This is a genomic window from Bradyrhizobium yuanmingense (assembly GCF_900094575.1).
In the GTDB taxonomy this organism is placed as follows: domain Bacteria; phylum Pseudomonadota; class Alphaproteobacteria; order Rhizobiales; family Xanthobacteraceae; genus Bradyrhizobium; species Bradyrhizobium yuanmingense.
On the sequence record NZ_FMAE01000005.1, the window covers coordinates 555382 to 577121 of the forward strand.

16 protein-coding genes and 2 tRNA genes are annotated in these 21740 nt (G+C 65.1%); 10 read left to right on the forward strand and 8 right to left on the reverse strand.

The genetic code is table 11. The annotated features are described in order from the left end of the window. The first annotated feature begins 101 nt into the window (after window positions 1–101). From GA0061099_RS20050 to GA0061099_RS20070, 5 genes are read left to right on the forward strand one after another with little or no spacing between them, the layout of a single operon-like run. Window positions 102–464 carry a hypothetical protein gene (locus GA0061099_RS20050; protein ID WP_036025355.1) on the forward strand — a complete coding sequence of 121 codons (363 nt, stop codon included), beginning with the start codon at window positions 102–104 and terminating at the stop codon, window positions 462–464. 55 nt (window positions 465–519) lie between these two features. Then, window positions 520–1794, forward strand: a complete 1275-nt coding sequence (gene ihpA / locus GA0061099_RS20055; protein WP_036025357.1) for a divalent metal ion exporter subunit IhpA — start codon at window positions 520–522, stop codon at window positions 1792–1794. Further along, window positions 1791–2777 carry a divalent metal ion exporter adaptor subunit IhpB gene (ihpB, locus tag GA0061099_RS20060; RefSeq protein ID WP_036025358.1) on the forward strand — a complete coding sequence of 329 codons (987 nt, stop codon included), beginning with the start codon at window positions 1791–1793 and terminating at the stop codon, window positions 2775–2777. Before ihpA ends, ihpB begins: the two co-directional genes overlap by 4 nt. Beyond that, window positions 2770–5988, forward strand: coding sequence for an efflux RND transporter permease subunit (locus GA0061099_RS20065; RefSeq protein ID WP_036025359.1), 3219 nt, complete (start codon window positions 2770–2772; stop codon window positions 5986–5988). The genes ihpB and GA0061099_RS20065 overlap by 8 nt, the downstream gene beginning before the upstream one ends. 2 nt (window positions 5989–5990) lie before the next feature. Beyond that, window positions 5991–6971: a cation diffusion facilitator family transporter gene (locus tag GA0061099_RS20070; RefSeq protein ID WP_036025360.1), complete on the forward strand. Its 981-nt coding sequence runs from the start codon at window positions 5991–5993 to the stop codon at window positions 6969–6971. Window positions 6972–7094: 123 nt separating this feature from the next. Here the strand turns inward: GA0061099_RS20070 and GA0061099_RS20075 are convergent, their stop codons facing one another. Beyond that, complete coding sequence (locus GA0061099_RS20075; RefSeq protein WP_074447999.1) at window positions 7095–7955, reverse strand: class I SAM-dependent methyltransferase; 861 nt, start codon at window positions 7953–7955, stop codon at window positions 7095–7097. Between the two features lie 493 nt (window positions 7956–8448). On the opposite strand from GA0061099_RS20075, the gene GA0061099_RS20080 reads away from it, so the two are divergent. The 3 genes from GA0061099_RS20080 to GA0061099_RS20090 all read left to right on the forward strand — a co-directional run bounded on the left by GA0061099_RS20080 (window position 8449) and on the right by GA0061099_RS20090 (window position 10830). Beyond that, window positions 8449–9963: an outer membrane protein gene (locus GA0061099_RS20080; RefSeq protein WP_074448000.1), complete on the forward strand. Its 1515-nt coding sequence runs from the start codon at window positions 8449–8451 to the stop codon at window positions 9961–9963. 234 nt (window positions 9964–10197) lie between these two features. Further along, window positions 10198–10560 (forward strand): hypothetical protein, encoded by a 363-nt coding sequence (locus GA0061099_RS20085; protein ID WP_050995947.1) that lies wholly within the window; start codon window positions 10198–10200, stop codon window positions 10558–10560. A gap of 193 nt (window positions 10561–10753) precedes the next feature. Next, window positions 10754–10830 (forward strand) — tRNA-Val (locus GA0061099_RS20090). Between the two features lie 121 nt (window positions 10831–10951). Here the strand turns inward: GA0061099_RS20090 and GA0061099_RS20095 are convergent. From GA0061099_RS20095 to clpX, 3 genes are all read right to left on the reverse strand, one after another. Beyond that, window positions 10952–11356: a GFA family protein gene (locus GA0061099_RS20095; RefSeq protein ID WP_036025378.1), complete on the reverse strand. Its 405-nt coding sequence runs from the start codon at window positions 11354–11356 to the stop codon at window positions 10952–10954. 72 nt (window positions 11357–11428) lie between these two features. Further along, complete coding sequence (gene lon, locus GA0061099_RS20100; protein ID WP_036025379.1) at window positions 11429–13852, reverse strand: endopeptidase La; 2424 nt, start codon at window positions 13850–13852, stop codon at window positions 11429–11431. Window positions 13853–14172: 320 nt separating this feature from the next. Then, window positions 14173–15444: an ATP-dependent Clp protease ATP-binding subunit ClpX gene (gene clpX / locus GA0061099_RS20105; protein WP_008547851.1), complete on the reverse strand. Its 1272-nt coding sequence runs from the start codon at window positions 15442–15444 to the stop codon at window positions 14173–14175. A gap of 182 nt (window positions 15445–15626) precedes the next feature. Between clpX and GA0061099_RS40140 the strand changes: the two genes are divergently transcribed. Beyond that, window positions 15627–15833: a hypothetical protein gene (locus GA0061099_RS40140; protein WP_141697650.1), complete on the forward strand. Its 207-nt coding sequence runs from the start codon at window positions 15627–15629 to the stop codon at window positions 15831–15833. A 62-nt stretch (window positions 15834–15895) separates the two neighbouring features. Here the strand turns inward: GA0061099_RS40140 and GA0061099_RS20110 are convergent, their stop codons facing one another. From GA0061099_RS20110 to GA0061099_RS20120, 3 genes are all read right to left on the reverse strand, one after another. After that, complete coding sequence (locus tag GA0061099_RS20110) at window positions 15896–16531, reverse strand: ATP-dependent Clp protease proteolytic subunit (RefSeq protein ID WP_025036638.1); 636 nt, start codon at window positions 16529–16531, stop codon at window positions 15896–15898. Between the two features lie 281 nt (window positions 16532–16812). After that, entirely contained in the window at window positions 16813–18174 is a 1362-nt protein-coding gene (gene tig / locus GA0061099_RS20115) for a trigger factor (RefSeq protein WP_036025380.1), read from the reverse strand. Window positions 18175–18349: 175 nt separating this feature from the next. Next, window positions 18350–18434 (reverse strand) — tRNA-Leu (locus GA0061099_RS20120). A 154-nt stretch (window positions 18435–18588) separates the two neighbouring features. Here GA0061099_RS20120 and GA0061099_RS20125 point away from each other — a divergent pair. Continuing rightward, the gene (locus GA0061099_RS20125; protein WP_036025381.1) at window positions 18589–19890 is read left to right on the forward strand and encodes a multicopper oxidase family protein; all 1302 of its coding nucleotides are present in this window, start codon (window positions 18589–18591) and stop codon (window positions 19888–19890) included. A 4-nt stretch (window positions 19891–19894) separates the two neighbouring features. On the opposite strand, the gene GA0061099_RS20130 is transcribed toward GA0061099_RS20125, so the two are convergent. Next, window positions 19895–21394, reverse strand: coding sequence for a bifunctional ADP-dependent NAD(P)H-hydrate dehydratase/NAD(P)H-hydrate epimerase (locus tag GA0061099_RS20130; RefSeq protein ID WP_036025382.1), 1500 nt, complete (start codon window positions 21392–21394; stop codon window positions 19895–19897). Between the last annotated feature and the right edge of the window lie 346 nt (window positions 21395–21740).

Here is a 21740-nt window from a genome sequence, read left to right on the forward strand (position 1 = left end):
CACTGCTGCGGCAATTGTTCCAGGGACGTAACAATGTTGCGGGTCGACACTGTTCCCGCACCCATGCTAGGGCGGGCACAGACCGCAACCAGAGTGAACTCGTGCTCGCAAACCGTCAGCCCTCAGGATCCCGCCGCTCGCGTTTTCCGCGCGGGCTGCTGTCCGTGCTGATCGCGGCGGTCTATCTGCTCGCGGGCGCTCTGCACGGCGCGCACGACATCGACGTCACCACGCCCCGCGGCGGTTCGGAGATCGCCGCGGTCCTCGATGGCGCCTCCGGCCATGGCGACCACAAGACCATCGGCGGACATCATTGCCACGGCTGCTTTTCGCTGACCGTGGCACAGCCGGCACCATCGACCGCGGCGATCGCGCTCGTGTCGGCACCGAGCCCGCAACAGGGCCCCCGCCTCGCCGGAATTGTGCCCGATACCGACTCTCCCCCTCCCAGACCTATTGCCTGAACGGATTGGTCGGGCGCGGCGCGCCCATTAGGTTCATCCTTCACAGGTCGATTTCATGTTTTGCAGGGGAATGGCCGCGCGCCTCGCGTGCGCGGCAGCGTGTCTGATTGCAGCATCGGCGCTTGCACCGGCTCACGCCCAGACTTTAACGATGAGAAGCGCGCTGTCGCGCGCGCTGGCGGCGAGCCCGCGCCTGACGGCAGCCGAGCGCGACGTCGGCATCGCCACGGGCCAGCGTATCCAGGCGGGCGCCCTGCTCAATCCGGAACTGTCCTACGAACAGGACGATTCATTCGGCTCCGGCAGATATCGCGGAACGCGCTCGGCGGAGACCACGCTCCAGATCAGCCAGGCCTTCGAGCTGTTCGGCAAGCGCGAGGCGCGGATTGCCGCAGGCGCAGCCGGCGTCGAGGTCGCCGCGATCCAGCGCCAGGCGATCAGGCTGGAGGTGCTGTCGGAGACCGCGATCGCCTTTCTCAGTGTGCTCGGCGCGCAGCGGCGCATCCAGATCCTCGACGAGCAGATCGCCGCGATCGACCGCCTGACGCCGCTTCTGCGCCGCCGTGTCGAGGCCGGTGCCTCCTCGCCGGCGGAGACCGGCCGCGCCGAGGTCGCCTCCGCCCTGGTGAAGGCGGACCGCGAGCGCTTCAAGGCGACGCTGGCGAGCGCCCGGCGCGAGCTTGCGGTGCTGATGGGCGATCCCGCCGCCAAATTCGGCGAGGTGTCCGGTCGGCTCGACACCACCGGGCGGCCGCCGGCGTTCCAGGCCGTGGTTGCCGCCATCGACGCCAATCCGCAGCTGGTGCGCTGGACCGCAGTCTACGCCCAGCGCAATGCCGAGCTGCTACTGGCGCGGCTCAGGCCCTATCCGGACGTGCGGATCGCGGCCGGCTGGCGCCACTTCAACGAAACGGGCGACGATGCGGCGCGGCTGACCGTCTCCGTGCCGATCCCCGTGTTCGACCAGAACCAGGGCAACATCCTCTCGGCCCAGGAAAGCCTCGCCAAGACCAAAGCCGAGCGCGAGGCCAACCGCAACGCGCTGATCGTGATCGCCGGCCGCGCCTATGACTCGCTGCAAGGCTCGCTGCGCGAGCTCGCGGTGCTGGGCGAGACCGCAATTCCCAAGGCCGTCGAAGCGTCCGAGGCGATTTCGCAAGGCTATGGCCAGGGCCGCTTCACCCTGCTCGAAGTGCTGGACGCGCAGGCCAGCGTCACCCAGGCGCGGCTGCGCGAGCAGGAGGCGCTGCAGAATTTCCACGCCGGCGTGGCCATCATCGAAGGCCTTGTCGGCAATCCCTTTACGCTGGCCCGGGAGAGCGCGCGATGAAGACGTCCTCCACCATCCTTGTAGCCATCGTCGCCGCCGCGCTAGGCGCTTACGGCTATTCCCTGCTCGCAGCGGACAAGCTCGCGCACACCGATCATGGCGAGCACGCCAAGCATTCCGAACACAAGAAGCCGAGCGACCATGTCGAGCAGGACGAGCACGGCGCCGACCGCATCCGCATCTCCGACGTCAAGCTGGCGGCCGCGGGCGTCACGCTGGCGGAAGCCGCCAGCGCCACGCTGACCGACACGCTCGCCTTCAACGGCATCCTGCGCGCCAACCAGGAAGCCGTGGTGCAGGTGACGCCGCGCTTTCCGGGCCTCGCCAAATCCATCCAGAAGCGCATCGGCGACAGGGTCGGCAAGGACGATCTGCTCGCCGCGATCGAAAGCAATCAGAGCCTCACCGTCTACGAGCTGAAGGCGCCGATTGCCGGCACCATCATCGAGCGGCAGATCTCGCTCGGCGAATACGCCTCCGAGCAGAAGCCGGCCTTCGTGGTCGCCGACCTCTCCACGATCTGGGTCGACCTGTCGATCTACCGCCAGGACCTCCGCCGCGTCCGCCTCAACGACGAGGTCCTGATCGATCCCGACGACGGCCGCGGCGAGATCAAGGGCACGATCTCCTACATGGCACCGATCGGCTCGAGCGAGACCCAGACCGCGTTGGCGCGCGTGGTGCTGCCAAATCCGGACGGACGGCTGCGGCCCGGCCTGTTCGTCACGGCGCGGCTGATCCTCGCAGCGCGCAATGTCGCGGTTGCCGTGCGCCGCAGCGCGATCCAGACGCTGGAGAACAAGACCATCGTGTTCGTGCGCGAGGACGGCGACAAGATCGAGGCGCGCCCGGTCGAAACAGGCGATTCCGATCCGCGCCATGTCGAGATCAAGGCCGGGCTTTCGGCCGGCGAGCATTACGTCGCGGAGAACAGCTTCGTCGTGAAGGCGGAGATGGGCAAGGGTGAGGCCGAGCATGATTGAGCGTCTCATCGCCGTCTCGCTGCAGCAGCGCTGGCTGGTCCTCGTCCTCGCGCTCGGCGCCGTCGCCTTTGGCGCCTGGAATTTCCAGCGCCTGCCAATCGACGCCGTGCCTGATATCACCAACGTCCAGGTCCAGATCAACACGCGCGCCCCCGGCTATTCGCCGCTCGAGACCGAGCAGCGCATCACCTTCCCGGTCGAGACTTCGATGGGCGGCCTGCCCAAGCTCGACTACACCCGCTCGCTGTCGCGCTACGGACTCAGCCAGGTCACGGTCGTCTTCAAGGACGGCACCGACATCTACTTCGCCCGGCAGCTCGTCGGCGAGCGCATCCAGCAGGTGAAAGACCAGCTGCCGGCGGGTGTCGAGGTCGCGATGAGTCCCATCTCGACCGGCCTCGGCGAAATCTTCATGTACACCGTCGAGGCCAAGGCGGGCGCGAAGACGCAGGGCGACCGCGACTATTCGCTGACCGACTTGCGCACCGTGCAGGACTGGATCATCCGACCGCAGCTTCGCAACGTGCCGGGCGTGATCGAAGTCAACACGATCGGCGGCTTCGAGCGGCAATTCCACGTGCTGCCGGATCCCGGCAAGCTGATGGCCTACCGGCTCGGCTTCCGCGACGTGATGACCGCGCTCGCCGCCAACAACGCCAATGTCGGGGCCGGCTATATCGAGCGCAACGGCGAGCAATATCTGGTTCGCTCGCCGGGCCAGGTCGGCACTGTCAGCGAAATCCAGGACATCGTCATCGGCTCGCGCGGCGGCAATCCGGTCAGGATCAGGGACGTCGCTGCTGTCACCGAGGGGCGCGATTTGCGCACGGGCGCTGCGACCTGGAACGGCGAGGAGACCGTGCTCGGCACCGCCATGCTGCTGATCGGCGAGAACAGCCGTACCGTGGCCCGCCGCGTCGCAGCCCGTCTGGAGGACATCGCCAAATCGCTGCCCGAGGGCGTCGTGACGCGGACCGTCTACGACCGCACCGATCTCGTCGAAGCCACCATCCGCACCGTCCGGAACAACCTGCTGGAAGGCGCGGCGCTGGTGGTCGCCGTGCTGTTCCTGATCCTCGGCAACTTCCGCGCCGCGCTGGTCACGGCCTGCGTCATTCCGCTGTCCATGGCGTTGACGATCACCGGCATGGTCGAGACCAAGGTCAGCGCCAACCTGATGAGCTTGGGGGCGATCGACTTCGGCATCATCGTCGACGGCGCCGTGATCATCGTCGAGAACTGCCTGCGCATGCTGGCGGTGGCTCAGCGCGAGAAAGGCGGGCTGCTGACGACGCCCGAACGGCTGCGCGCGATCCTGCGCGGGTCGAGCGAGGTGATCAAGCCGAGCCTGTTCGGAACGCTGATCATCGCCGTGGTCTATTTGCCCGTGCTGACGCTGACCGGCGTCGAGGGCAAGATGTTCACGCCGATGGCGCTGACGGTGCTGATGGCGCTGGGCGCGGCCGTGCTGTTCTCCATCACCTTCGTGCCGGCGGCCGTCGCCATCTTCGTCACCGGGAAGGTGTCCGAGCACGAAAACCTGTTCATGCGCGCGGCGAAGCGCGCCTACCTCCCCCTGCTCCGCTTTGCCATCGATAACCGGCTCGCCGTCGCCCTGTCCGCCGTGCTCATCGTGACCGCGAGCGGCATCGCCGCCTCGCGCATGGGCGGCGAGTTCATTCCGAGTCTCGACGAAGGCGACGTCGCGCTGGCCTCGATCCGGATTCCAGGTACCAGCCTCACGCAGTCGCTGGACCTGCAGAAGGCGCTGGAAAAGCGCATCATGCAGATTCCGGAGGTGAAGGAGTTCTTCACCCGCATCGGCACCGCGGAGATCGCCACCGACCCGATGTCGCCGGCGCAGACCGATGGCTACGTCATGCTGAAGCCGCGCGCCGAATGGCCCGATCCGGGCAAGTCGAAATCGGAGGTGGTCGAGGCCATCGAGCATGCTGCAGACGAGATTCCCGGCAGCGCCTACGAAATCTCCCAGCCGATCCAGTTCCGCGTCAACGAGCTGATCTCCGGCGTCCGCACCGATGTCGGCGTCAAGATCTTCGGCGACGATCTCGACATCCTGCAAGGCGCCGCCAAGCAGGTGGAGGCCGCGATCCGCGGCATCCGCGGCGCCAGCGACGTCAAGATCGAGCAGGTCTCCGGCTTGCCGATCCTCACCGTCCGCCTCGATCGCCAGGCGCTTGCCCGCTACGGCCTCAGCGCCGCCGAGGTGCAGGGCATCGTCGAGATCGCGGTCGGCGGCAAGTCGGCCGGCAAGCTGTTCGAAGGCGATCGCCGCTTCGACATCGTGGTGCGCCTGCCGGAGCACCTGCGCGGCAATCTCGAGGCGATCCGGGCGATCCCGATCCCACTGCCGCCCGCCGAGGAGGCGGCAACCGGCAGCGCCGTTCGAACGGCGCTGGCCAGCTCTCCCCTCGCCCAGATGCGCTACGTGCCGTTGTCGTCGGTCGCCACCGTCGATGCGACGCCGGGGCCGAACCAGATCAGCCGCGAGAACGGCAAGCGGCGCATCGTCGTCACGGCCAATGTCCGTGCGCGCGACCTCGGCTCTTTCGTCGCGGAGGCCGAGGCGGCCGTTGCCGAGAAAGTCAAGCTGCCGCCGGGTTACTGGATCGGCTGGGGCGGCCAGTTCGAGCAGCTGGTCTCGGCCACCAAGCGGCTGACGATCGTGGTTCCGGTGGCGCTGCTCTTGGTGTTCCTGCTGCTGTTCATGGGCATGGGATCGGCGGCGGATGCGGCGCTGGTGTTCTCCGGCGTGCCGCTGGCGCTGACCGGCGGCGTCGCGGCGCTGCTGCTGCGCGACATTCCGCTATCCATCAGCGCCGGCGTCGGCTTCATCGCGCTATCCGGCGTTGCCGTTCTCAATGGCCTCGTCATCATCGCCTTCATCGAGCGTCTGCGCAGCGAGGGACGCTCGGTCGCGGACGCCGTGCGCGAAGGCGCGCTGACACGGCTGCGCCCGGTGTTGATGACGGCGCTCGTCGCCTCGCTCGGCTTCGTGCCGATGGCGCTCGCCACCGGCGCCGGGGCCGAGGTGCAGCGGCCGCTCGCAACCGTGGTGATCGGCGGCATTCTCTCCTCGACCGTCCTGACGCTGCTGGTGCTGCCGGCGCTCTACGTGCTGTTCCGCCGTGACGTGGCGAAGGAAACGCCTACAATGGCCCCTGATTTGGCGGCGTCTGCGGAGCGCTAGATTTGGGCAGCCACGACCACCACGGTCATCACGACCATGATCATGCGGGCCACTCGCATGCGCATGGCCATACACACGATCATGGTCATGGACACGGCCATGTCCATGCACCCGCCAATTTCGGCAAGGCGTTCGCGCTCGGCATTACGCTCAACATCGCGCTCGTCGTCGCCGAGGCGGTTTACGGCTATGTCGGCAACTCCACCGCCCTGCTCGCCGATGCCGGCCATAATTTGTCGGACGTGCTCGGCCTCGTCATCGCCTGGGGCGCCTCGATCGCAGCCCGCCGCGCGCCCAAAGGCCGCTTCACCTACGGCTTTCGCGCCTCCACCATCCTGGCGGCGCTGGCCAATGCGGTGTTCCTGCTGGTCGCGACCGGCGCGATCGGCTGGGAGGCGATCCTGCGCCTGCGCGAGCCGGAGCCGGTCGCAGGCGTCACCGTGATGGTGGTCGCCGGCATCGGCATCCTCATCAACGGTTTCACCGCCCTGCTGTTCGCTGGCGGACGCAAGGACGACATCAACATCGAAGGCGCGTATCTGCACATGGCCGCCGACGCCGCGGTCTCGCTCGGCGTCGTGGTCTCGGCCGCGCTGATCATCTGGACCGGCTGGCTCTGGCTCGATCCCATCACCAGCCTCATCATCTGCGCCACCATCCTCTGGAGCACGACCAGCCTCTTGCGCGGCTCCATCGACATGTCGATGGCGGCCGCGCCCAAGGGTACCGACCTCGCCGCAATCAGGGCGTTCCTGCTGGCGCGACCGGGCGTCTCGGCGATTCACGATCTCCACGTCTGGCCAATCTCGACCACCGAGACGGCGCTGACCTGCCACCTCGTTATGCCCGCAGGCAGCGACGACGCATTCCTGATGCAGACGACGGAGCTCCTCAAGACATCCTTCCGCATCGGCCACACCACGCTCCAGGTCGAGACGCATCCCGACAACGGCTGCGCGCTCGCGCCGGATGATGTGGTGTGAGGCGACTCTGCCTCCGCATCGTCATTGCGAGGAGCCGTTGCGACGAAGCAATCTAGATTGTCTCCGCGGAGGGATTCTGGATTGCTTCGCTTCGCTCGCAATGACGGTGGAGAGCGCTGCGCCCTACCCCGCCTTCGCCGTCACGATCCAGATCGCGCCCTGGAGCGCCACGCTCTGCTCCTTCAGGAACGGCGCGAGCGCCTCGCGGATCGAAGCCTTGGCAGCTTCATAAGTCTCGGGCGGATGGCCCTGGAGTGCGCGGCTGGCGGGACCGATCTGGAGAGAGCCGTCGACGGCGGCCTCGAGCCCGCCGCCGATAGCAATGTCCATCGCCAGATTGTGCGGCTCCATCGCGACGTCCGCGAATCCTGCGCCTTTCAGGATGCGCATGACGCGCTCTTCCGAAGCAAAGGCGAACGGGCCCGGCTCCTCCGGCCCAACCGGCGGCATCTTGGGCACGTGCTTGTAGACCGCCATCAGCGGCGTCATCGCCCACGGATTTTCCTTCGGCTCCCGCCAGCAGGCGAAGGCGAGCCGGCCGGCCGGCTTCAGCGCGCGATGCAGATTGGCGAAGGACGCGATGGGATCGGCGAAGAACATCACGCCGAAGCGTGAAGCGAGCAGATCGAAGCTCGCCGGTTCGAACGGATAAACGGTCGCATCCGCCAGCACGAAGTCGAGCGGCAGGCCCTTCGGCGCGAGCGCCCGCGCCTGCGCCAGCATCGGCTCGGAGACGTCGAGGCCAAGCGCGAAGCCATCGGGCGCCACCGCCTTTGCGAAGGCAAACGTCGTCGCGCCGGAGCCGCAGCCGACATCCAAAACGCGCTCGCCCGGCTTCGGCTTGGCGCGGTCGATCAACACGTCGGCAATAGGGCCGAGCAGCTTCTCCTGCGCCGCGTGGCGATCGGCCCAGCGCTGCCCGCTCGGCCCGTTCCAATAGGCGATCTGGTCGGCGTTCTCTGCGTGCCCGGCGGGTCGTTCCATTCAAGGCTCCATCATCTATTCTTGCTCTATCATAGAAGCTTGTTCGGTCGAAAAGCGGGCGCCCTAACGTCAGGCACGTGCGAGAGCGCTTTGGAGGTCGCGCGACGGATTGCCGCGTCGGCGCGTACCGGCCCGTCCGGGCCGCGTCCGATCAGAGACTGACTTTCGGAAAGCTGTCGATGTCCGCAGCCCTGGACTGCACGCGTCGAACGTCAGAACCCTCTGCTAGCAAAGAGGTTCTGCTGGACGCCATCCGGTCCCTTCGAAGGGCCAAGGCTCGCACCCTCTGCTCCCACGAGACCGACACCAGAAACGCGGTGTCGCGAAAAGCCCGGCTCGCGGCTGGATATGCACAGGCGAGCCGCACACTTTCCGCGATTGTAGCCTTCCTGCAACAGCATTCTGAATCAAACTTCGTATGTTTGTCCGAGGAGTCGATTGTGGCTTGCGAGGGGTCGCTTGGCCGCGGTCTGGTGGAATGGGAATGTTTGGAATGAAGCAGGTTGCGCCCGCCCTCGTGGCATTGGTGACGTTTTCCGGATCAGCATTGGCAGCCGACCTTCCGCGCAAATACGCCAAGCCACCGGCTGTCGCCGCAGCTTTCGTCAACTGGACCGGCTGCTATGTCGCGGGCGGCGGCGGTTACGGCATGTGGAATCAGGAAAATTCGACTTTTGTCGACGGTCCGCTCCGCTTTCAGAATGCCGATACGATCACCACCGGTGGCCGCGGGTACTTCGGGACGGTACAGGCGGGATGCGACTATCAGTTTGCGGCGGCCAGCGAGCGCTTCGTGATCGGCGCCTTCGGTGATTATGATTTCGCCAGTCTAACCGGGCGGCTCACTCCCTCCGGCTTCTCGATGGTTGGCGACGAGAAAATGAGCTCGGCCTGGGCGGTCGGCGGCCGGCTCGGCTGGGTGGCGACGCCTAGCCTGCTGACCTATGTCTCGGCGGGTTACACCGAAGCGACTTTCGACCGCACGAACTTCAATCTGAACTTTCCGCCCTTCGGAGTTGCGGCCGGCCTCTATCAGGAAAAGCGAACCTACGATGGCTGGTTCATCGGCTCCGGCGCCGAATATGCGCTGGGCTTCCTGCCGGGTCTCTTCTGGAAAACGGAATACCGCTTCTCCGACTTCAATGTCGGCACAAATCCGATCCGGGATACGGCGAGCGGATTGCCGATCGGCTTTTCCGAGGATTCGAAGAAGTACGTCCACACTGTCCGCAGCGAGTTGGTCTACCGCTTCAATTCGAGCGGCCCCGCCGCCGATGTGACGTCTCCTGCCTATCTGAAGGCGCCTCCGGCCCCCACGCCGCTCACGAATTGGACCGGCTGCCACGTCGGCGGCGGCGGAGGCTATGGGCTCTGGAATCAGGACAACACGACCTACATCGATGGTCCCACCAGAACCCGCTTCAGCGATACAGCGACGACGGGAGGCCGCGGCTTCTTCGGGACTGTGCAGGGCGGCTGCGACTACCAGTTTGCGGCAGCGGGCGCGGCCTTCGTCGTCGGCGCATTCGGCGACTACGATATCGGCAGCCTCAAGGGCCAGCTCAGCCCGCCTCGCTTCGGGATCGTGGGCGAAGAGAAGATGAGCTCGGCCTGGGCGGGCGGCGGCCGGCTCGGCTGGCTGGCGACCCCGAGCCTCCTGACCTATTTCTCAGTCGGCTATACCGAAGCCAGCTTTGACCGTACCGATTTCACCCTCAACGCTGCGCCGTTCGGAAGACCAAGCGGCGTGTTCATGGACAAGCGTACCTACAGGGGCTGGTTCATCGGCGCCGGCGAAGAACACGCGCTGAAGATCGTGCCGGGCTTGTTCTGGAAGACCGAATATCGGTTCTCTGAATTCGACACCGCAACGAACGCCGTCCGCGACACGGCAACGGGTCTGTCCGTTGGAGCGTCGATCGATTCCGAGAAATGGGTTCACGCCGTTCGCAGCCAGCTGGTCTATCGCTTCAACTGGGGCGGCGGCCCCGTCGTGGCGAAGTACTGATCACCCCACTGCTGGTCGTCGCTAAGGCAAAGCTCCGGTTCGTCCGGGGCTTTTGCTTTCTGCATTCGGTCAATATGAAAGTCTGGAACAGAGTTACGCTTTGGGCTCCGGACCCGACGCAAGCGTCTCATCCGCGCGCATTGCGGCCGCATTGTTTCACCGAACGGCCACATCGGAATCAGATGCCAACCAGATTTCCGCGCTAGGTTCGCGCTTCCTCAAACTGGAAAAGGCATGACCATGCGCAGCTTCACGGCATCCGTCCTCGTTGCAGCTCTCTCGCTGGGAACACCTGCCCTGGTGCAGGCACAGGGCGCATCGTCGCAATCCGACACGGAGCAATCGTCCACGCAATCCAGCACTGTGATCCGGAGCATACAGGTTGTGGACGTCAAGGAACTGCAGCCGGCCGTGCGCGCGAAGGTCGATGAACTCGTGGCGCATACGAGCGAGACGGACATCCAGTCGCTTCGGCAGTCCATCGACGCCACACCGCAGGCCGCCTCCGCGCTCAAGGCCAAGGGCTTGAGCTCGGCACAAGTCGTCGCGATCAACATCGTCGACGGTGTCCTGACGATGTTCACCAAGACAGCCTGACACCCGCAGCATGATCGCTGGCTCCTCGGCCTTACGTCGAGATCGCGCTGCGAGAAAGATCGCCCTGCAGCGGACCTGCTGCAGGGTTGGCCGTGTCCGGCATGAAAGCTCTCACCGGGCCGGCAATTGCAGCCGGGTCGGGCGCGCTCGGCCCTTGCTTCGGCCCCCGCCGGGGCGCTAAAGAGGCGCCATTGGGCGGTTAGCTCAGCTGGTTAGAGCATCTCGTTTACACCGAGAGGGTCCGCGGTTCGAATCCGTGACCGCCCACCAGCCTTCGCTCGCATCGCGAGCTACGGCTCGGCAGGCCAGCACAGCAAGGTCATAAGCGCGAAGCGATCGAAGGCTGCCGCGCCGAAGCCCAACGGGCGAAGGCGGGCTCGGCCAGCCAACTTCAATCCTGCGGCCGCCCCGGCAGCAGCGGCACGGCATCGATCCACACCGCTGCCGATTGGCACCAGATCTGCCTCACCGGCCGCAGCGCATCCCGCTGGCGGATCGAGCCCCAACGGATGCCCCAATCGTCGGCCTGGTCGCCCTCGCCGCTGGTGAACAGCGGGGAACCGCAATCGGCACAGAAATGCTGAAAGCGCATCCGGCCGTTGTCGCCGCGCTTGCCGTAGATCTTGGGCGAGCCACGGGTCAGGCGGACATCGGCCTTGGTGCAGATGGCCGTCACGCGGAACGGCGAGCCGGTCAGCGTCTGGCAATCGGTGCAGTGACAGACCGAGACTGCCTCCGGATCGACCTCGGCCTCGAACGCGACCTTCCCGCAATGGCATTGCCCATCGACGTGCATTGCCTCCTCCCCTTCCCCAAACAAAAACGGCGCCCGAAGGCGCCGTTTTATCATCATTTTCGAGCTGCGATCTCAGTGAGCGGTCAGGCCGCCGGCGGCTTCATCGCCGTCCGGCTTCACCGTCACCTTGGTGTCCTCTTCCCAGACGATCGGCGTAGGCTTCTTCACCAGCGCCTTGGCGACGACGTCATCGAGGCGCGAGACCGGGATGATCTCCATGCCGCCCTTGATCGCATCGGAAATCTCCGTGAGATCCTTGGCGTTGTCCTCGGGGATCAGCACCGTCTTGATGCCGCCGCGGGCCGCAGCCAGCAGCTTCTCCTTGAGGCCGCCGATCGGCAGCACGCGGCCGCGCAGCGTGATCTCGCCGGTCATCGCGACATCATGGCGGACCGGGATGCCGGTCATGACCGAGATGATCGCGGTGGCCATCGCAACACCTGCGGACGGGCCATCCTTCGGCGTCGCCCCTTCCGGCACGTGCACGTGGATGTCGCGCTTGTCGAACAGCGGCGGCTCGACGCCGTAGTTGATCGCGCGCGAGCGGACGTAGGACGCCGCCGCGGAGATCGACTCCTTCATGACGTCGCGCAGATTGCCCGTGACCGTCATCTTGCCCTTGCCGGGCATCATGACGCCTTCGATCGTCAGCAGCTCGCCGCCGACATCGGTCCAGGCAAGGCCGGTGACGATACCGACCTGCGGCTCGCTCTCGATCTCGCCGAAGCGGTACTTCGGCACGCCGAGCAACTCTTCCAGAGTCTTCTCGGTGACTTTGACCGACTTCTTCTTGGAGATCATCAGCTCCTTCACCGCCTTGCGGGCCAGTGTGGAGAGCTCACGCTCCAGGTTGCGCACGCCCGCTTCGCGGGTGTAGCGGCGGATCAGAAGCAGCAGCGCCTCGTCGTCGATCGAGAACTCCTTGAAGTCCAGGCCGTGCTTGGACACCGCGTTCGGGATCAGGTGCTTGCGCGAGATCTCGACCTTCTCATTCTCGGTGTAGCCCGCGATCCGGATGATCTCCATGCGGTCCATCAGGGGCCCCGGAATATTGAGCGTATTCGCGGTGGTGATGAACATCACGTTGGACAGATCGTAGTCGACCTCGAGATAGTGGTCGTTGAAGGTCCCGTTCTGCTCGGGGTCGAGTACCTCGAGCAGCGCCGAGGACGGATCGCCGCGGAAATCGGCGCCCATCTTGTCGATCTCGTCCAAGAGGAACAGCGGATTGGACGACTTCGCCTTGCGCATCGACTGGATGATCTTGCCAGGCATCGAGCCGATATAGGTGCGGCGGTGACCGCGGATCTCGGCCTCGTCGCGCACGCCGCCGAGCGAGACGCGCACGAACTCGCGCCCCGTCGCCTTCGCGATCGACTTGCCGAGCGAGGTCTTGCCGACGCCGGGAGGCCCGACCAGGCACAGGATCGGCCCCGTCAGCTTGTTGGCGCGCGACTGCACCGCGAGGTACTCGACGATACGCTCCTTGACCTTCTCCAGCCCATAGTGATCGGAGTCCAGGATGGCTTGCGCCTGCTCCAGGTCCTTCTTCACCTTGGACTTCTTGTTCCACGGGATCGACAGCAGCCAATCCAGATAGTTGCGCACGACGGTCGCTTCCGCGGACATCGGCGACATCTGGCGCAGCTTCTTCAATTCATGCTGCGCCTTCTCGCGCGCTTCCTTGGAGAGCTTGGTCTTCGAGATCTTCTCTTCGAGATCGGCGAGCTCGTCGCGACCGTCGTCGTCGCCGAGTTCCTTCTGGATCGCCTTCATCTGCTCGTTGAGATAGTACTCGCGCTGGGTCTTCTCCATCTGGCGCTTGACGCGGGACCGGATGCGCTTTTCGACCTGCAGCACCGAGATCTCGCTCTCCATCAGGCCCAGCACCTTCTCCAGGCGCGTGGTGACGGACAGCGTCTCCAGTATGCCCTGGCGATCGGCGATCTTGACCGCGAGATGCGAGGCGACCGTATCAGCCAGCTTGGCGAAATCGGTGATTGCCTGCACGACGCCGACGACCTCGGCCGAGATCTTCTTGTTGAGCTTCACATAGCTCTCGAAGTCGGACACGACCGAGCGCGCCAACGCTTCCGCCTCGACCGATTTCGCGTCGGTGTCCGCAAGCGCGACGGCGGTCGCCTCATAATAGTCGGCGCGGTCGGTGTACTTCGCCACGCGCGCACGCTCGAGCCCTTCGACCAGCACCTTCACGGTGCCATCGGGAAGCTTCAGGAGCTGCAGCACGCTGGCAAGCGTACCGGTCTCGTAAATCGCATCGGGCGCCGGATCATCGTCGGACGCGTTCTTCTGCGTCGCGAGCATGATCAGCGCGTCGTTCTTCATCACCTCTTCGAGGGCGCGGATCGACTTCTCGCGACCGACGAAGAGCGGAACGATCATGTGCGGGAAGACGACGATGTCGCGCAGCGGCAGCACGGGATAGGCGTGTGCTTCGCCATGAACGATTGTTGGCCGGGGTTTTGGATTGGTCATGGCCTTTTCCTTTTGCTTTGCCCCCTTGCACGCAGCCCGCGATCATGCGCAACCGCCACAAGGTGCCGAGGTGATCCGCAGAACCGGTCGGTCCTCTACAAGTTGGACCGGCTCGCCGGAACGGAACTGAGGCGAATCTTGAAGAGAATTTTCGCTCGCCGCCGACATTAGGTGGCTATCGACCCGGGGGGTGTCAAGTCATTGAAAAACGCGCGCCATCAGGCGCTTACGCAACGCGGCAAGCGACGCAACACCGGCTGCGGAACCACGGCTCCGCAGCCAACTCGAGGAGACGATTGGAGCTTTCCAGCGCCGTCAGATCAGGCGCTGGCGTTCTCGACGGCACGATCGGACCGATCGGCATAGATGTAGAGCGGACGCGCCGTGCCTTCCACGACTTCGCGGGAAATCACGACTTCTTCCACACCTTCCAGGCCCGGCAGGTCGAACATGGTCTCGAGCAGGATCGCCTCGAGGATCGAACGCAGGCCTCGCGCGCCGGTCTTGCGCTCGATCGCCTTGCGGGCGACCGCGCCAAGCGCCTCGTCGGCGAAGGTCAGCTCGATGTTCTCCATCTCGAACAGCCGCTGGTACTGTTTCACCAGCGCGTTCTTCGGCTCCGTCAGGATCTTCTTCAGCGAGGTCTCGTCGAGATCCTCGAGCGTCGCCACGACCGGCAGACGACCGACGAACTCGGGGATGAGGCCGTACTTCAGGAGGTCCTCAGGCTCGACGTGACGGAAGATCTCGCCGGTCCGGCGATCCTCCGGCGCGAGCACTTGGGCGCCGAAGCCGATCGAGGTCGACCGACCGCGCGCCGAGATGATCTTCTCGAGGCCGGCAAAGGCGCCGCCGCAGATGAACAGGATGTTGGTGGTATCCACCTGCAGGAACTCCTGCTGCGGATGCTTGCGGCCGCCCTGCGGCGGGACCGAAGCCACCGTGCCTTCCATGATCTTGAGCAGCGCCTGCTGCACGCCCTCACCCGACACGTCGCGCGTGATCGAGGGGTTGTCGGACTTGCGGCTGATCTTGTCGATTTCGTCGATGTAGACGATGCCGCGCTGGGCGCGCTCGACGTTGTAGTCGGCGGCCTGGAGCAGCTTCAGGATGATGTTCTCGACGTCCTCGCCGACATAGCCGGCTTCGGTCAGCGTCGTCGCATCGGCCATCGTGAACGGCACGTCCAGGATGCGGGCGAGCGTCTGCGCGAGCAGCGTCTTGCCCGAGCCGGTCGGACCGATCAGCAGGATGTTCGACTTCGCGAGCTCGACGTCGTTGTGCTTGGTCTGATGGTTGAGGCGCTTGTAGTGGTTGTGCACCGCGACCGACAGGACCTTCTTCGCATGGCTCTGGCCGATGACGTAATCGTCCAGCACCTTGCAGATTTCCTTCGGCGTCGGAATGCCGTCGCGCGACTTGACCAGCGAGGATTTGTTCTCCTCGCGGATGATGTCCATGCAGAGCTCGACGCACTCGTCGCAGATGAAGACCGTGGGACCCGCGATCAGTTTGCGGACTTCGTGCTGGCTCTTGCCGCAGAACGAGCAATATAGCGTGTTCTTGGAGTCGCTCGTGCCGACCTTACTCATTCATGTCTCCGTCCGCGGTTCGATCCCGTTCCGCTCGATCGCTCCATTCCGACACGATGGTCGGCATGAAGCTTAGGTAGAGCAAATTCCGTACCAAAAAAGACCCTACGCTTTACTACATTCCGTGCGAATCACGGTGGTTCGATTCTCCCGCGATCATAGCCGATCAATCGTAGCCAACCATGCTGTCACCCGACTATCAAGAATTCGCTAATCGGGGGTCGCCGGCTACCCGTGACAATACCGTGATTTCCGGTCTTGGCACGGGCGAAGTGATGGAAAACACCCCGGCGTTGCTGGATTGCCACGAAAAACAAGCACGAAAGCGGAACTTTCTGCTTGTCGCAGGGCGCAAAACCGCGTTTTGCGCCGTGCGCACGCGCACCTAACGTGAACGCCGCCCTGACGGGTCCACGGCAAACCGAGGGCTCGTCGTGACGCCTCAGTAGTGCTACGGGGCCTTCGCCGGCGCCGGCTCCTCGGCGCGCTTATCGATCACCTTGTCGACCAAGCCGAACTCCTTGGCGTCGTTCGCAGTGAGGAACTTATCGCGTTCCAGCGCATCCTCGATCGACTTGTAGGTCTGGCCGGTGTGCTTGACGTAGATCTCGTTGAGCCGCTTCTTCAGGTTCAGGATCTCCTGGGCGTGCAGCATGATGTCGGTTGCCTGGCCCTGGAAGCCGCCGGAGGGCTGGTGCACCATGATGCGCGCGTTCGGCAGCGAGAAGCGCATGTCCTTCTCGCCGGCGCAAAGCAGCAGCGAGCCCATCGAAGCCGCCTGACCGGTGCACAGGGTCGAGACCGGCGGGCGGATGAACTGCATGGTGTCGTAGATCGCAAGGCCCGACGTCACCACGCCGCCCGGCGAGTTGATGTACATCGAGATTTCCTTCTTCGGATTTTCCGCCTCGAGGAACAGGAGCTGCGCGACGATCAGCGTCGACATGCCGTCCTCGACCGGGCCGGTCACGAAGATGATGCGCTCCTTCAAAAGGCGCGAGAAAATGTCGTAGGCGCGCTCGCCACGGTTGGTCTGCTCGACCACCATGGGCACGAGGTTCATGTAGGTTTCAACCGGATCGCGCATGAGTCACCTAGGGTTTCGGAGACGGACATCGCCGGGCTGGCTTGCCAGCTTGGCTGGATTTGCCGGAAGGCGAATGGACGTCCTGTGATGCAGGAACTTGGGTAAGAAGCAGAAAGGCGTAGCGACAGATATAGCCCATTTCGCTTCTGACAAGTGCGCAGCGCATTAAGGCTTAATCCGTGGGGCAGTTGAAGCTGATTCGCACAAAGAGGCCCAGCCGGCCACCTGGCTAGCTGGGCCTCTTCGCTCATCATCCTTAATAGCGGACTATCTCAAACCCTTCAGGCCGCGGTCTTTTCCGCGTCGTCGTCCTTGTAGAGGTCCTCGCGCGAAACCTTCTTCTCGGTCACGTTGGCGAGCTCGAGGATGAAGTCGACCACCTTGTCCTCGTAGATCGGCGCACGAAGCTGGGCCAACGCCTGGGCGTTGTTGCGGTAGAAGTCCCAGACCTCCTTTTCGCGGCCGGGCATCGAGCGCGCGCGCTCGATCACGGCGCGGCCGACCTCGTCATCGGTCACGGTGATCTTGTTCTTCTCGCCGATCTCGGAGAGCACGAGGCCAAGCCGCACGCGGCGATCGGCGATCTTGCGATACTCCTCCTTTGCCTTGTCCTCGGTGGTGTCCTCGTCGGCAAAGGTCTTGCCGGCGGAGTCCATCTCGGCCTTGACCGAGTTCCACATCAGGCTGAACTCCTCGTCCACCAGCGAGGGCGGCGCCTCGAAGCGATGCGCCTCGTCGAGGCGGTCGAGCAGCGCGCGCTTGACGCGCTGGCGCGTGGCGGTGGCGAACTCGGCAACGAGGCGCTCGCGCGCGGCCTCTTTGAGCTTGTCCAGCGATTCCAGGCCGAGCGACTTGGCGAACTCGTCGTCGATCGCAAGGTCCTGCGGCGCCTCGATCAGCGTCGCGGTGGTCTCGAACTCCGCCGGCTGGCCGGCGAGCTTGTCGTTCATGTAGTTCTTCGGGAACGACACTTTCAGCGTGCGCGTCTCGCCTGCGCCGATGCCGATGAGCTGCTCCTCGAAGCCCGGAATGAAGGTGTTGGAGCCGATCAGGACCTGGATGCCCTCGCCGGTGCCGCCTTCGAAGATTTCGCCGTTGATGCGGCCCGTGAAGTTGATGGTAACGCGGTCGCCCGACTCAGCCTTGGTGCCCTCGCCCTTGGCGGCATAGGTGCGGTTGGAATCGGCGATGCGCTTGATCGCCTCGTCGACATCGGCGTCGGTGACATCAGCAACTGGCTTCTCGACCTGGAAGCTCTTGAAGTCGGCGAGCGCGATCGCCGGCACTACTTCGATGGCGACCGTGTAGGTCAAATCCGTCTTGCCGCTCAGCAGCTCCTCGACCTCGGCCTGTTCGCTCGGCATGGTGATTTTCGGCTCGGTCGCAAGGCGAAAGCCGCGCTCGGAGAACAGCTGCGTGTTGGTGTCGCGGATGGTCTGGTCGATGGTCTCGGCCATGACCGAGCGACCATAGACCTTCTTCAGGTGCGCGACCGGCACCTTGCCCGGACGGAAGCCGTTGATACGGACCTTGTCCTTGAGGTCGACGAGCTTGGCGCCGGCCTTGGCGTCGAGATCAGACGCGGGAACGCTGATCTTGAACTCGTGCTTCAAACCTTCCGAGAGGGTTTCTGTGACCTGCATGGCGTCCAATCTTCTTTTCGTTCGGCCCCGGCACGTCGCGCGTCGGGACGCTGTCGTTAATCGATCCGGCGCGAGGCAAACGCCTCCACGCCGGTGGTTCATCAGACCCGCTTCCTGACGGATGATCATCCGCGCGGAAGCAAGCCTCGTAATCCGTGCAAACGCGATAAGCGCTTGGTGCGGGCGGAGGGACTCGAACCCCCACAACTTTCGTCACTGGAACCTAAATCCAGCGCGTCTACCAGTTCCGCCACGCCCGCGTGAATTCGCATCAAGACCGGCCGCGATGCCGCGGGCGGCCGGGCTTATAGCATGTGCCTGACTGTTCGCAGCAAAAAAATGGCCTGATGGAGGCAAGCTTCAAGTAGGCACTGCGGCTGGACTTATCCAGCACGGCGTGGTCCGGATCGTGCCATGACAACGCGGATCCATGCTCCCCATCGGCGCGAGGTTTTGGCCGGCTTAGGGGCCTCGGCAGCCGGGCTGATCGTGGGCGGTGCAGGCCCCTCCGTCACGGCCCAGCTCGCGCTGCAGGCGAGACCGGCAACGCTGGCTTTGAGACCGGGTCAGCCGGCTACACCAATCTGGGAGCTGGCCACCGTAAGCCACCTCAGAGACGTGCATCTCAAGCGTTTCGACCGCTGCCAGGTGGTCTTCAGCAACAACCTCCCTGTGCCGATTGCGCCAGTCTGGTACAGCCTCCACGCGCCGATGGCCGCCGACCCGCTCCGCGGCCGCGCCCCGGCAGCGCCGGATGCGACAGAAACATCAATTATTTCAGTGCCTAATGCAGGCACCCTGCTGGCCGACTTCCGCCTCTTCGAGCACCGCCTGCAGCAGCCCGCACGCGCGCTTCCGATCATCGTGGCCGAAACCGGCCCGGTCGCCGTCGATCGTGATGAGCTCCTGCTGATCCAGGAATGGCGCCTGCGGCCGGATGGCACCGCGGTCCCGCCGGGCCAGGACCCGAAGGATACGACGCCGCTTTACACAATCAACGGCAAGACTTCATTCGAACTCTCAGCTTCGGCGAGCGAGCGGCTGCGGCTACGCTTCATCAACGGCTCGCAACGCTCTGTTCTCGCAATCAAATTGGAAAACCACGAAGTCCGTGTGATGGCCCTCGACGGCCAGCCGGCCGAGCCGTTCCCCGCGCGCAACGGCGCGTTGGTGCTGGCCCCGGGTGCGCGGGCCGACGCTTTCGTGGATGCGGCCAGTTCGGCCCCGTTTATGCTGCATGACGGCAAGGCGGTGCGCCAGGTCGGACACCTGACTGTCTCCGGGAAGCTGGAGCGCGCTCCGCTGCCGCCGCCGCAGCCGCTCCCGCCGAATGATCTGCCTGAGAAGCTCGATCTACGAGCCGCCCTGCGGTTCGATGTCGCGCTCGGTACGGCCGATGCCGGCTGGGCACGGCCCGCGACCTTCTCCACCGCCTCCGCCCCTGCCTTCCGCGCCAAGACCGGCCGCACCGTGGTGCTGGCGCTGCAGAACCCCGCCCCGGTCACCACCGTGTTTCACCTGCACGGCCACCATTTCCGGCTGCTCGACAAGCTCGACGACGGCTGGAAGCCCTATTGGCTCGACACGCTCGCGATCGAGCCTGGCCAGACCCAGCGCATCGCGTTCGCCGCGACCTCGCCCGGACGCTGGCTGATCGAATCCGTCGTGACCGACTGGGCCGCGCCGCGGCTGGTGCGCTGGTACGGGGTGGAGTGAACGTTCAGTATTCGATGCCCAGCGCGTCATAGATCCGCCGGTGCACGGCCGGCAGCGTCTCGGTCAGATCCTCCGCGATCAGGCCCGGCCCAGCTTCGCTTCCCGCCTCGCCATGCATCCAGACGCCGATGCTGGCGGCCTCGAACGCCGGCACGCCTTGCGCCAGGAGCCCGGCGATGATCCCGGACAGCACGTCGCCGGCGCCGGCCGTGGCGAGCCAGGGCGGCGCATTGGCGGCGATGGTGGCGCGGCCGTCGGGGGCGGCGATTGTGGTGTCCGGGCCCTTCAGCAGCACGACGGCGCCGCAGCGCTCGGCGGCGGCGCGGACGCGCTCGAGCTTGGAGCGGCCGGGATGCTTGTTGCTGAGGTCGGAGAACAGGCGCGGAAACTCGCCTTCGTGCGGGGTCAGCACCACCGCATTGTCCTGCGAGGACTTGATCGATTCGAACAGGCGCTCGGGGGTTGCGGCAAAGCTGGTCAGCGCATCCGCATCGAGCACCAGATGCCGCTGCGCGGTAAGCGCGGTGTGGACGAGATCGCAGGTGCGCTCACCGATGCCCGCACCGGGGCCGATGATGCAGGTGTTGTAGCGTTTGTCGCCGAGCAGCTCGCCGAACTCGATCGCGCTGTCGACGGGGCGAACCATCACCGCGGTGAGCGCGGCAGCATTGATCGCGAGTGCATCGCGCGGGCTCGCCAGCGTCACGAGGCCCGCACCGGCGCGCAGCGCGCCGCGCGCGGCGAGCCGTGCTGCGCCGGTCGCGGCTGCATCGCCTGAGACCGCCAGCACGTGACCGCGCGCGTATTTGTGGCCGTCGATGCGCGGGACCGGAAAGGCGGTGCCCCAGAGATCCGGATCGTTCTCGAAGGTCTGCGGCGCGATCTCCTCCAGCACCTGCGCATCGATGCCGATGTCGGCAACGCGCACGCGGCCGCAATGCATGCGCCCGGGCAACAGCAGATGCGCCGGCTTCTTGCGGAAGAAGGTGACGGTCTCGGTGGCGTTCACCGCCACGCCCAGCACCGCCGCGCTGGTGCCGTTGATGCCGCTCGGCAGGTCGACCGCCAGCACCGGGGCACCGTTGGCGTTGATCGCCTCGATCATGGCGCGCGCTTCGCCATCCACGGTGCGGCTGAGGCCGGCGCCGAACAGCGCATCGATGATCAGCGCAGGCCTGCCGATCGCCTGCGGGTTGAACGGCAGCACCGGGTGCTTCCAGCCGCGCGCGGCCGAGGCGGCATCGCCCTGGAGCTGGTCCCGCTCGCACATCAGGATCACCGAGACCTCGCGCCCCTGCGCGGCGAGCTCGGCCGCGGCCACGAAACCGTCCCCGCCATTGTTGCCGGGGCCGGCGACGATCAGGATCGGCCCCTCCTCCACCAGCGCATGGGCGGCCTCGGCGACCGCCTGGCCGGCGCTGAGCATCAGCTTGAAACCGGGCGTGCCGGCCGCGATGGCAAGCTGGTCGGCTCGCTGCATTTCGGCGTTGGTCAGAACTTCCATGCCACTTCCTAGTACAAACGCCTCTTGAACAGGCATCTTTTGCGCCGATCCGGCGGTGGGAACGTCGAAATGCACATATATTGAACCGTTTGCCTATTTTTCGGTCTTCGGTATTTTGTGCAGGTCGGCACCATCACTCAGAGATGCTCGTTAAAAGGCTGATAACGCTCCGATAATCAGGGCATTTGCAACTTGGCATAGACCCTGCTTTCGAGGAAGCCGCTTCGGTTCGTCGTGCTCACTGACATCTTGAAGGGCGTGGCCGGCCGTTGTTGCCGGACGGGTCAGGGATCCCGGCACAGAGAAGACAAGATCGTGCGTTGAGAAATGCGCGTCCTGACGAAGA